This window comes from Vibrio stylophorae, assembly GCF_921293875.1.
Taxonomy (GTDB): Bacteria; Pseudomonadota; Gammaproteobacteria; order Enterobacterales; family Vibrionaceae; genus Vibrio_A; species Vibrio_A stylophorae.
On sequence record NZ_CAKLDI010000001.1, the window covers coordinates 183016 to 194825 of the forward strand.

Below are 11810 nucleotides of genomic sequence, written 5' to 3' on the forward strand. Positions count from 1 at the left end.
TGGTTATAAAGTACGAGCAACGCTTATTGGGTCTGTAGCTCAGGTGGTTAGAGCGCACCCCTGATAAGGGTGAGGTCGGTGGTTCAAGTCCACTCAGACCCACCAATTCTTCTCCAGAAAGAATTGGATGTAAGCGAAATATTTGGGGCTATAGCTCAGCTGGGAGAGCGCTTGATTTGCATTCAAGAGGTCTGCGGTTCGATCCCGCATAGCTCCACCATCTTTAAACGCATTTGCTTAAGTGCTTTTAAAAATGGTTTCGAAAGAAACACATGCTCTTTAAAAATTTGGAAAGCTGACTAGTAAATTCATTTGAATGTAAGTTCAATGAATAACTAAAAATGTTTATTCATATACCCATATGAATAAACGAGTTCTCAAAAACACAATCAAGTGTCTTGAGTACGGCGAAAACTAGAAATCTTGGTGACTGTTCATATAGCCCTCTTCGGGTTGTATGGTTAAGTGACTAAGCGTATACGGTGGATGCCTTGGCAATCAGAGGCGATGAAGGACGTACTAACCTGCGATAAGCCATGAGGAGACGGTAAGAGTCATTACTACTCATGGATTTCCGAATGGGGAAACCCACTTGCATAAGCAAGTATCTTACAGTGAATACATAGCTGTAAGAGGCGAACCGGGAGAACTGAAACATCTAAGTACCCCGAGGAAAAGAAATCAACCGAGATTCCGAAAGTAGCGGCGAGCGAAATCGGACCAGCCCTTAAGTTTTTAGTGTGCTAAGCGAACGTTCCTGGAAAGGACGGCGATACAGGGTGATAGCCCCGTAGCTGAAAGTGCACTTTAGATGAAATCGAGTAGGACGGGACACGTGGTATCCTGTCTGAATATGGGGGGACCATCCTCCAAGGCTAAATACTCCTGATTGACCGATAGTGAACCAGTACCGTGAGGGAAAGGCGAAAAGAACCCCTGTGAGGGGAGTGAAATAGAACCTGAAACCGTATACGTACAAGCAGTGGGAGCACCTTCGTGGTGTGACTGCGTACCTTTTGTATAATGGGTCAGCGACTTATATTCAGTGGCGAGGTTAACCGATTAGGGGAGCCGTAGCGAAAGCGAGTGTTAACTGCGCGTTTAGTCTCTGGATATAGACCCGAAACCGAGTGATCTAGCCATGGGCAGGTTGAAGGTTGAGTAACATCAACTGGAGGACCGAACCGACTAATGTTGAAAAATTAGCGGATGACTTGTGGCTAGGGGTGAAAGGCCAATCAAACTCGGAGATAGCTGGTTCTCCCCGAAAGCTATTTAGGTAGCGCCTCGGACGAATACTACTGGGGGTAGAGCACTGTTAAGGCTAGGGGGTCATCCCGACTTACCAACCCTTTGCAAACTCCGAATACCAGTAAGTACTATCCGGGAGACACACGGCGGGTGCTAACGTCCGTCGTGGAGAGGGAAACAACCCAGACCGCCAGCTAAGGTCCCAAAGTATTGCTAAGTGGGAAACGATGTGGGAAGGCTCAGACAGCCAGGATGTTGGCTTAGAAGCAGCCATCATTTAAAGAAAGCGTAATAGCTCACTGGTCGAGTCGGCCTGCGCGGAAGATGTAACGGGGCTAAGCAATACACCGAAGCTGCGGCAATGTACTTTAGTATATTGGGTAGGGGAGCGTTCTGTAAGCTGTTGAAGGTGAACTGAGAAGTTTGCTGGAGGTATCAGAAGTGCGAATGCTGACATGAGTAACGACAAAGGGAGTGAAAAACTCCCTCGCCGGAAGACCAAGGGTTCCTGTCCAACGTTAATCGGGGCAGGGTGAGTCGGCCCCTAAGGCGAGGCTGAAAAGCGTAGTCGATGGGAAACGGGTTAATATTCCCGTACTGCTGATAACTGCGATGGGGGGACGGAGAAGGCTAGGTGGGCCAGGCGACGGTTGTCCTGGTTCAAGGGTGTAGGTTGAGTGTTTAGGCAAATCCGGACACTTAAGACTGAGACCTGATGTCGAAGCCACTACGGTGGTGAAGTCATTGATGCCATGCTTCCAGGAAAAGCCTCTAAGCTTCAGGTTATCAGGAACCGTACCCCAAACCGACACAGGTGGTCGGGTAGAGAATACCAAGGCGCTTGAGAGAACTCGGGTGAAGGAACTAGGCAAAATGGTACCGTAACTTCGGGAGAAGGTACGCTCTTGATGGTGAAGTCCCTTGCGGATGGAGCTGCTGAGAGTCGCAGATACCAGGTGGCTGCAACTGTTTATTAAAAACACAGCACTGTGCAAATTCGAAAGAAGACGTATACGGTGTGACGCCTGCCCGGTGCCGGAAGGTTAATTGATGGGGTTAGAGGTAACTCGAAGCTCTTGATCGAAGCCCCGGTAAACGGCGGCCGTAACTATAACGGTCCTAAGGTAGCGAAATTCCTTGTCGGGTAAGTTCCGACCTGCACGAATGGCGTAATGATGGCCACGCTGTCTCCACCCGAGACTCAGTGAAATTGAAATCGCTGTGAAGATGCAGTGTACCCGCGGCTAGACGGAAAGACCCCGTGAACCTTTACTACAGCTTGGCACTGAACATTGAGCCTACATGTGTAGGATAGGTGGGAGGCTTTGAAGCAGAGACGCTAGTTTCTGTGGAGCCGACCTTGAAATACCACCCTTGTATGTTTGATGTTCTAACTTGGCCCCATTATCTGGGGTGAGGACAGTGCCTGGTGGGTAGTTTGACTGGGGCGGTCTCCTCCCAAAGAGTAACGGAGGAGCACGAAGGTGGGCTAATCACGGTCGGACATCGTGAGGTTAGTGTAATGGCATAAGCCCGCTTGACTGCGAGAATGACGGTTCGAGCAGGTGCGAAAGCAGGTCATAGTGATCCGGTGGTTCTGAATGGAAGGGCCATCGCTCAACGGATAAAAGGTACTCCGGGGATAACAGGCTGATACCGCCCAAGAGTTCATATCGACGGCGGTGTTTGGCACCTCGATGTCGGCTCATCACATCCTGGGGCTGAAGTCGGTCCCAAGGGTATGGCTGTTCGCCATTTAAAGTGGTACGCGAGCTGGGTTTAGAACGTCGTGAGACAGTTCGGTCCCTATCTGCCGTGGGCGTTGGAAGATTGAGAGGGGCTGCTCCTAGTACGAGAGGACCGGAGTGGACGAACCTCTGGTGTTCGGGTTGTCACGCCAGTGGCATTGCCCGGTAGCTAAGTTCGGAATCGATAACCGCTGAAAGCATCTAAGCGGGAAGCGAGCCTCAAGATGAGTCTTCCCTGAGACTTTAAGTCTCCTAAAGGGTTGTTCGAGACTAGAACGTTGATAGGCAGGGTGTGTAAGCGTTGTGAGACGTTGAGCTAACCTGTACTAATCGCCCGTGAGGCTTAACCATACAACACCCAAGAGGGTTTTACGTACACAAGCTTGATTGTGTTGAGAACGAAGCAAGAACTAGTCGAATAAAGCTTTCCAGATTTAACAAATTTGCTTGGCGGCCATAGCGCTGTGGACCCACCTGATTCCATGCCGAACTCAGAAGTGAAACGCAGCTGCGCCGATGGTAGTGTGGGGCTTCCCCATGTGAGAGTAGGTCACCGCCAGGCTTCAAATTTAAGCTGATGCATCGCATCTGCTTGAGTGGAGCGGTAGTTCAGTTGGTTAGAATACCGGCCTGTCACGCCGGGGGTCGCGGGTTCGAGTCCCGTCCGCTCCGCCACTTATACTAAGCCCAAGTCGAAAGACTTGGGCTTTTTTACGTCTGAATGTTTCCTAGGCCTCTGTTGTTAGGGCTTACTTTTTTACTCATCACTTGATGATAAAAAAGGCGCATTCGAGCCCTTATCCATGTGTTGTACAAAGCTTGCTATGTGTTCATTTAGGTTGCTGATAAGCCATGGTAATTAAATTTTTCGTTTGGCTATAGCGTTCAAAACGCATGCGCAGCTCGTTAGGCAGCGTTTGTGGTTCAATCGTCTCGAAGCCATGTTGCTGGTAAAACCCTTCGAGGTGCGCATAAGCAAAGCAGTAACAAGGTGTTGATTGAATATGGCTAAGGCAGCCTTTGAGCAGTAGGTTGCCAAGCCCTTGCCCACGTTTATGACTATCAATCGCCATACCGGTCAGAAGCTGCTCGTTTCCAATCAATTTGAAACGAACGGCACCAAGGATGACACCTTGACGCTCAAGCACCCAAATCGTCTCCTGCTTATTGGCCTTGCCTGCTGGATAATGCGTTTTATAGAAGCGCTGAGCCAGTGGAAAGCGAATAGGGTCAAGTGGCTGTATGCTTAGAGAAGTCGGGTCGGTCACTGCTATTTCCTAGGGATTGCGTTAGAATGCATCAGTTTTCACTGATAAGCATCATACCATGAATCAACTACCAACTCGGGATCTCATCCACTCTCATACCTTTGCTATTCATAGCCAAGCTGCGGCAATTGTCGATATTGAACAGCCTGATGAGCTGATTCAGCTATGGCGTGACCCACGTTATCAAAACTTACCCAAATTGGTTGTAGGGCAAGGTAGCAATTTGCTCTTCTGTGATGACTTTGAAGGTGTGGTTGTACGTAATCGCATTATGGGAATTGAAATCAAAGAAAGCGATGTTGCTTGGCATTTACGCGTCGGCGCCGGTGAAGATTGGCATCAGTTGATTCAGCAATGCTTAGCCAAGGGAATTTATGGCTTAGAGAATCTTGCCCTGATCCCCGGTTGTGTGGGCTCATCACCAATTCAAAATATTGGTGCTTATGGCGTGGAGCTCAAAGATGTCTGTGAGTCGGTAGAATGTTTAAATCCGATGACAGGGGAGTCTGAAACCTTAACCAATGCGCAGTGTCAGTTTGGTTATCGTGATTCCATCTTTAAGCATGCCTATCAAGATCGCGTAATCACCTATGTTCATCTGAAATTAGCTAAAGATTGGCAGCCTGTATTGCATTACGGTGGTTTGGCTTCTGTATTTGCAGACCGCCCAGTTTCAGCGCAAGCGATTTTTGATGAAGTGTGCCAAACGCGAATGGCGAAATTGCCGAATCCGAAAGAGCTTGGTAATGCGGGTAGCTTCTTTAAAAACCCAGTAGTTGCGACAGCACATGTTGACGCGCTGTTAGCGGAATACCCTAATATGCCGCACTTTGCTGCAGGTGAAAATACACAAAAATTAGCGGCTGGTTGGTTGATTGACCAAGCCGGCTTGAAAGGATTTCAAATTGGCGGCGCTGCGGTACATGACAAGCAAGCCTTGGTGTTAGTCAATAAGGGCGGGGCAACCGCTCAGGATGTGATTGCGTTAGCAGCGCATGTCGTCGACACAGTGAAAGCGAAATTTGGTGTCTCCCTTGAGCATGAAGTTCGCTTTATTGGTTGTCATGGTGAAACACGCTTAGAGCAGGTGCGATATGGTTGAGCATGGGCCACGCTTGACACTGATTCGTCAATTGGCAGATGGCCAATTTCACTCAGGTCAAGCCTTGGGTGAATTACTGGGAATGAGCCGCGCGGCTATTGCAAAACATATTCAAGTACTTCAGCAATGGGGTTTGGATATCTATCGGGTGCAAGGTAAGGGTTATTGCCTTAGTCAGCCCTTGGATTTGCTTGACGAGAGTCAGCTGAAGCAACTCGCACCTAGCTTGCCTGCGATTTTGGTCAAACCTGTGATCGATTCAACCAATCAATATCTGCTTGATCGCGTCGGTGAGCTTTCATCAGGCGCGGTGTGCTTAGCTGAATATCAGGTGGCAGGTCGTGGTCGCCGAGGGCGTCAGTGGATTTCGCCCTTTGGCTCAAATCTTTATTGCTCCATGTATTGGCGACTTGATGCAGGTATGGCTGCAGCTATGGGCTTAAGCTTGGTTGTGGGCGTCGCGCTTGCTGAATGGTGTGAAGCTTTTGGTGGTGATGGCGTCAAAGTGAAATGGCCAAACGATCTTTATTATCAGGATCAAAAGTTGGCCGGTATTTTAGTTGAGATGACAGGACAAGCCGGCGAAGCAGCGCATTTGGTGATTGGTATGGGGATTAATTTAGCCATGCCAGCGCAAGCGGCAGAGGGCGTGACTCAGCCGTGGACCAATTTGCAACAAGCCTGTGGCGTGCTGCCAGCGAGAAATGAATTGGTTGCAGATTTACTTAATCGTCTACAACAAACGCTATTACAGTATGAAGCGCAAGGATTGGCGGGTTTTGTTGAGCGTTGGAATCGACTGGATAACTTTCTCAATCGCCCAGTGAAGCTGCTAATAGGTCCTAATGAAGTCCGTGGCATTGCCCGTGGAATTAATCACCAAGGTGCACTGATGCTTGAGACAGAAACGGGAATTCATCCCTATCTTGGTGGTGAAATCTCACTACGCAGTGATGCTTAATTGTCTGTGCTGATGCAATAAAAAAGCCGCAATAGCGGCTTTTTTATATCGATCCAAATGGCGTTTTATTTTTTCAAAACCACAGCATCAATGGCGTGGTCATCATATTTCTTCAACACTAAGTTGGCGCGGTCTCGTGTTGGCAAAATATTTTCACCGAGGTTTTTGCCATTAATTTCACGCCAAATTTTCTTCGCTGTTTTGACCGCTTCTGCTTCGCTAATGAGCGTGTAGTGATGGAAGTAGGCATCAGGATCTAAAAATGCGCTGCTGCGAAACTTCATAAAGCGATCGACATACCATTTTTCAAGCGCTGGCGTATCGGCATCAACATAGATTGAGAAATCGAGAAAATCTGAAATAAAGACGCGATGTGGGTCTTGTGGGTAATCCATGCCACTTTGCAGTACATTGAGCCCTTCTAAAATTAGAATGTCAGGTTGCTCAATACACTTCATCTCACCTGTAATGTCATAGCTTAAGTGTGAATACACAGGTGCATAGACTTTCTCTTCACCCGCACGGATATCACGCAGGAAACGAACCAGGCTACGAATGTCGTAAGATTCAGGGAAGCCTTTACGACGCATTAAATCACGCTCGTTAAGTACCTGGTTGGGATAGAGGAAACCATCAGTGGTGACTAGCTCTACGCGTGGATGTTCCGGCCAGCGACTGAGTAGCGCTTGTAGCAAACGCGCCGTGGTGCTTTTACCGACAGCTACGCTACCTGCGATACCAATAATAAAGGGTGCTTTAATGGTGCGGTCGCGTAGAAGGAAATCATCGAGAACAGCACTGCGGCCTTGGCGTGTTTTGACATAGAGATTCAATAAACGCGTGAGCGGCAGGTAGATATCGCGAACTTCTTGAAGAGAGATATGTTCATTGATACCACGCAGCTTCTCCAAATCATCCTCACCTAAGGTCATGGGTACAGAGTCGCGCAGCGACGCCCAATCTTCGCGGGTAAAAGTTAGATAGTTAGCCGTGTATTGATGTATCGACATAGATCGCTTCCATGATTTGGAGACAGGACAATACACTACGAAGGCGCTCAGGGAAAGGGATTCGCGCATTCCGATGACAAGGGTTGAAATGTAAAACCGTGAACTCTGATTAAAACCTGCGCAGCTAGCGAAAATTTCAGCTTTTTTTTAATTCAAGCTATTGCAACGATTTCGCCCTTTTAATAGAATGCGCAGCACTTACGCCGGCTTAGCTCAGTTGGTAGAGCAACTGACTTGTAATCAGTAGGTCGCCAGTTCGACTCCGGCAGCCGGCACCATCTTCTCTTAGAAGATGTGAATAAAAAATTTGGAGGGGTTCCCGAGTGGCCAAAGGGATCAGACTGTAAATCTGACGGCTCCGCCTTCGAAGGTTCGAATCCTTCCCCCTCCACCATATTCAAATAGATTGATAGCTCTACGAGTAACGAGACGCGGGCATCGTATAATGGCTATTACCTCAGCCTTCCAAGCTGATGATGCGGGTTCGATTCCCGCTGCCCGCTCCACTCATTCAGTGCTGATATAGCTCAGTCGGTAGAGCGCACCCTTGGTAAGGGTGAGGTCCCCAGTTCAAATCTGGGTATCAGCACCACTCCTCAAGTTCAATCATTCTCATTTGATATATACTCTACAAAACCCATGATAGGTTATGTGGTCGTGACCACTGAATACCGTGCTTAGAGGGACTACTCATGTCTAAAGAAAAATTCGAACGTACGAAACCGCACGTTAACGTTGGTACTATCGGCCACGTTGACCACGGTAAAACTACTCTAACTGCAGCAATCTGTACCACTCTTGCAAAAGTTTACGGCGGTGCCGCTCGTGACTTCGCATCAATCGATAACGCTCCAGAAGAGCGTGAGCGTGGTATCACCATCTCTACTTCACACGTAGAGTATGACACTCCAACTCGCCACTACGCGCACGTAGACTGCCCAGGGCACGCCGACTATGTTAAAAACATGATCACTGGTGCGGCTCAAATGGACGGTGGTATCCTAGTAGTAGCAGCGACTGATGGCCCAATGCCACAGACTCGTGAGCACATCCTACTTGGTCGCCAAGTTGGTATCCCATACATCATCGTATTCATGAACAAATGTGACATGGTTGATGATGAAGAGCTTCTAGAGCTAGTTGAGATGGAAGTACGTGAACTTCTATCTGAGTACGATTTCCCAGGTGATGATTGCCCAGTAATCATGGGTTCTGCTCTTGGTGCACTAAACGGCGAAGAGCAATGGGAAGCGAAAGTAGTAGAACTAGCAGAAGCGCTAGACAACTACATCCCAGAGCCAGAGCGTGCAGTTGACATGCCGTTCCTTCTACCAATCGAAGACGTATTCTCAATCCAAGGCCGTGGTACAGTAGTAACTGGTCGTGTTGAGCGCGGTATCATCACCGTTGGTGACGAAGTAGCGATTGTTGGTATCAAAGAGACCGTAACTACTACTTGTACTGGCGTTGAGATGTTCCGTAAACTTCTTGACGAAGGCCGTGCAGGTGAGAACGTTGGTGTTCTTCTACGTGGTACTAAGCGTGACGAAGTTGAGCGTGGTCAAGTTCTTGCTAAGCCTGGTTCAATCACTCCACACACTACTTTCACTTCAGAAATCTATGTACTTTCTAAAGATGAAGGTGGCCGTCATACTCCGTTCTTCAAAGGCTACCGTCCACAGTTCTACTTCCGTACAACTGACGTAACCGGTACTATCGAGCTACCAGAAGGCGTTGAAATGGTAATGCCTGGTGATAACGTATCAATGACAGTAACTCTAATCGCACCAATCGCGATGGACGAAGGTCTACGTTTCGCTATCCGTGAAGGTGGTCGTACTGTAGGTGCGGGTGTTGTTGCTAAGATCATTGCTTAATCATTATCATTGAATAAGATTTGACGTAGCACTAAGAAAAAGGGCATCATTTGATGCCTTTTTTCTGTACTAAAAAAACTGTTGGTGATTTGTTGGCCAAAAGGCAGAACAAGGTCAATGATTGATAAGTGAAAAACGGTTAGTTTTGAACGTTTGTTGACTCAATCACTTATCAGTGAACCTCGCAGTTAGCGGGGTATTTTCGTTAATTTTAGTGATTAAGTTGCAGGTTGTTGTATGAAAACAGACACCAAAAACCAAAGCAGCGAGCAAGTGAGCGGCGGTGCCGACACCTTCAAATGGGTGATGGTCTTTACCCTTCTGATTGCCGCTATTATCGGCAACCACCTCTTTAGCGCCGGTGGTCAAGATTTGCTAGCTAGCATGATGCCTGCGCCTGAAGTGGCGGAAGGTTCAGCTGCACCTAGTTATGTTGTTCCTGTGGTCTTTCGTGTTCTTGGCGTGATCGTGCTAGCCGGTTTGGCTGCATTGGTCGCTGCGACAACCACGAAAGGAAAAGCGGCTGTTGCCTTTGGTCGCGAATCTCGCATGGAAATGCGCAAAGTGGTTTGGCCAACTCGCCAAGAAACAATGCAAACTACGCTAATCGTTCTCGCAGTTACTTTGCTTATGGCACTGATTCTGTGGGGGATTGACGGCATTATGGTTCGTCTAGTGGCGCTAGCGACTGGCGTGTGAGGAAAATAGAATGAGCGAAGCTCCAAAAAAACGATGGTACGTTGTTCAAGCTTTTTCTGGCTTTGAAGGACGTGTGGCGCAATCTTTGCGCGAACATATCAAAATGCACGAAATGGAAGACTACTTCGGTGATGTTCTTGTACCAACTGAAGAAGTTGTAGAAATGCGTGCGGGACAACGTCGTAAAAGTGAACGTAAGTTCTTCCCTGGCTACGTACTTGTACAAATGGTGATGAACGATGAATCGTGGCACTTAGTACGCAGTATCCCTCGTGTAATGGGCTTCATCGGCGGTACTTCAGATCGCCCAGCACCGATTTCTGATAAAGAAGCCGATGCGATTCTAAACCGTCTTGAGAAATCTGCTGAAAAACCAGTTCATAAGACTGTATTTGAGCCAGGTGAAATTGTTCGTGTTAACGATGGCCCATTTGCTGACTTTAACGGTGTTGTTGAAGAAGTTGATTATGAAAAGAGCCGCGTAAAGGTTTCTGTTTCTATCTTCGGCCGCGCAACTCCGGTAGAATTAGATTTCTCTCAAGTCGAGAAAAACTGATTAAAATGCCAACAGTTCATGGTTGGCATGGGCGTGGAATTGGACTATAATTCTGCGCCCTTTCGTTAGACGGGGAGCCGACAAAATCGGCGTTTGAACCCAAATTTAGGTAATATCTAATGGCTAAAAAAGTAGAAGCGTACATCAAGCTGCAAGTAGCAGCTGGTGCAGCGAACCCAAGTCCACCAGTTGGTCCAGCTCTTGGTCAACACGGTGTGAACATCATGGAATTCTGTAAAGCGTTTAACGCTAAGACTGACTCTCTAGAGAAAGGTCTTCCAACTCCAGTTGTGATCACTGTATACAGCGACCGCTCTTTCACCTTCATCACCAAGACTCCACCAGCTGCAGTTCTTCTTAAGAAAGCTGCTGGCCTTAAGTCTGGTTCTGCTCGTCCAAACACCGACAAAGTTGGCACTGTGACTGAAGCTCAAATCCAAGAAATCGCAGAAACTAAAGCTGCTGATATGACTGGTGCTGACATCGAAGCAATGAAGCGTTCTATCGCGGGTACTGCTCGCTCAATGGGCCTAGTGGTAGAGGGTTAATACGATGGCAAAACTAACTAAGCGCATGCGCGTTATTCGCGACAAAGTAGAAGTTACTCGTGACTACGAAATCAACGAAGCTGTTGCACTTCTTAAAGAACTAGCAACTGCTAAGTTTGTTGAGTCTGTTGACGTTGCTGTTAACCTAGGTATCGACGCTCGTAAATCTGACCAAAACGTACGTGGTGCAACTGTACTACCACACGGTACTGGTCGTGATATTCGTGTTGCTGTATTCACTCAAGGTGCAAACGCTGAAGCTGCGAAAGAAGCTGGTGCGGACCTAGTGGGTATGGAAGACCTTGCTGATCAAATCAAGAAAGGCGAAATGAACTTCGACGTAGTTGTTGCTTCTCCAGATGCAATGCGCGTTGTTGGTCAACTAGGTACCATTCTTGGTCCTCGTGGTCTTATGCCAAACCCTAAAGTTGGTACTGTAACTCCTAACGTTGCTGAAGCGGTTAAGAACGCGAAAGCAGGTCAGGTTCGTTACCGTAACGACAAAAACGGCATCATCCACACTACCATTGGTAAAGTAGATTTCGATACTAACAAGCTGAAAGAAAACCTAGAAGCACTTCTAGTTGCTCTGAAGAAAGCTAAGCCTTCTTCAGCAAAAGGTACTTTCATCAAGAAAGTTAGCATCTCTACTACTATGGGTGCTGGCGTTTCAGTCGACCAAAATACTTTGGACGCGAACGCAAACTAATTTACTTGAGCGCGCGGTTATTTTATAATCTGCCGCTCAATTATGGCTGAGGCTGCTATGCAGCCTTACGTCAAAGACCGT

Annotated in this window: 9 protein-coding genes, 7 tRNA genes and 2 rRNA genes; 16 read left to right on the forward strand and 2 right to left on the reverse strand. The window is 47.8% G+C overall.

Annotation, left to right across the window (positions count from 1 at the left end; translation table 11 throughout):
- Positions 1-28: 28 nt before the first annotated feature.
- The 5 genes from L9P36_RS00860 to L9P36_RS00880 all read left to right on the forward strand — a co-directional run bounded on the left by L9P36_RS00860 (position 29) and on the right by L9P36_RS00880 (position 3674).
- Positions 29-105 (forward strand) — tRNA-Ile (locus tag L9P36_RS00860).
- Positions 106-144: 39 nt separating this feature from the next.
- Positions 145-220 (forward strand) — tRNA-Ala (locus L9P36_RS00865).
- A 239-nt stretch (positions 221-459) separates the two neighbouring features.
- Positions 460-3350 (forward strand): 23S ribosomal RNA (locus tag L9P36_RS00870).
- Positions 3351-3445: 95 nt separating this feature from the next.
- Positions 3446-3561: ribosomal RNA gene (rrf, locus tag L9P36_RS00875) — 5S ribosomal RNA — on the forward strand.
- A 36-nt stretch (positions 3562-3597) separates the two neighbouring features.
- Positions 3598-3674, forward strand: a tRNA-Asp gene (locus L9P36_RS00880).
- 155 nt (positions 3675-3829) lie between these two features.
- Here L9P36_RS00880 and L9P36_RS00885 read toward each other — a convergent pair.
- The gene (locus tag L9P36_RS00885; RefSeq protein ID WP_237464204.1) at positions 3830-4267 is read right to left on the reverse strand and encodes a GNAT family N-acetyltransferase; all 438 of its coding nucleotides are present in this window, start codon (positions 4265-4267) and stop codon (positions 3830-3832) included.
- A gap of 58 nt (positions 4268-4325) precedes the next feature.
- On the opposite strand from L9P36_RS00885, the gene murB reads away from it, so the two are divergent.
- Both murB and birA read left to right on the forward strand, forming a co-directional pair.
- A complete protein-coding gene (murB, locus tag L9P36_RS00890; protein WP_237464206.1) occupies positions 4326-5369 on the forward strand; it encodes a UDP-N-acetylmuramate dehydrogenase in 1044 nt (347 codons plus the stop codon).
- Positions 5362-6330 (forward strand): bifunctional biotin--[acetyl-CoA-carboxylase] ligase/biotin operon repressor BirA, encoded by a 969-nt coding sequence (gene birA, locus L9P36_RS00895; protein WP_237464207.1) that lies wholly within the window; start codon positions 5362-5364, stop codon positions 6328-6330. The genes murB and birA overlap by 8 nt, the downstream gene beginning before the upstream one ends.
- 65 nt (positions 6331-6395) lie before the next feature.
- Here the strand turns inward: birA and coaA are convergent, their stop codons facing one another.
- Positions 6396-7340 (reverse strand): type I pantothenate kinase, encoded by a 945-nt coding sequence (gene coaA, locus L9P36_RS00900; RefSeq protein WP_237464209.1) that lies wholly within the window; start codon positions 7338-7340, stop codon positions 6396-6398.
- 202 nt (positions 7341-7542) lie between these two features.
- Here coaA and L9P36_RS00905 point away from each other — a divergent pair.
- The 9 genes from L9P36_RS00905 to rplA all read left to right on the forward strand — a co-directional run bounded on the left by L9P36_RS00905 (position 7543) and on the right by rplA (position 11729).
- Positions 7543-7618 (forward strand) — tRNA-Thr (locus L9P36_RS00905).
- Positions 7619-7649: 31 nt separating this feature from the next.
- A tRNA-Tyr gene (locus L9P36_RS00910) sits at positions 7650-7734 on the forward strand.
- 37 nt (positions 7735-7771) lie between these two features.
- Positions 7772-7846, forward strand: a tRNA-Gly gene (locus L9P36_RS00915).
- Between the two features lie 10 nt (positions 7847-7856).
- Positions 7857-7932 (forward strand) — tRNA-Thr (locus L9P36_RS00920).
- Between the two features lie 100 nt (positions 7933-8032).
- Entirely contained in the window at positions 8033-9217 is a 1185-nt protein-coding gene (gene tuf / locus L9P36_RS00925; protein ID WP_237464210.1) for an elongation factor Tu, read from the forward strand.
- 384 nt (positions 9218-9601) lie between these two features.
- A complete protein-coding gene (gene secE / locus L9P36_RS00930; RefSeq protein ID WP_435532752.1) occupies positions 9602-9916 on the forward strand; it encodes a preprotein translocase subunit SecE in 315 nt (104 codons plus the stop codon).
- Between the two features lie 10 nt (positions 9917-9926).
- The gene (nusG, locus tag L9P36_RS00935) at positions 9927-10472 is read left to right on the forward strand and encodes a transcription termination/antitermination protein NusG (protein WP_237464213.1); all 546 of its coding nucleotides are present in this window, start codon (positions 9927-9929) and stop codon (positions 10470-10472) included.
- A 119-nt stretch (positions 10473-10591) separates the two neighbouring features.
- A complete protein-coding gene (gene rplK, locus L9P36_RS00940; RefSeq protein WP_237464215.1) occupies positions 10592-11020 on the forward strand; it encodes a 50S ribosomal protein L11 in 429 nt (142 codons plus the stop codon).
- Between the two features lie 4 nt (positions 11021-11024).
- Positions 11025-11729 carry a 50S ribosomal protein L1 gene (rplA, locus tag L9P36_RS00945; protein WP_237464217.1) on the forward strand — a complete coding sequence of 235 codons (705 nt, stop codon included), beginning with the start codon at positions 11025-11027 and terminating at the stop codon, positions 11727-11729.
- Positions 11730-11810: the final 81 nt, after the last annotated feature.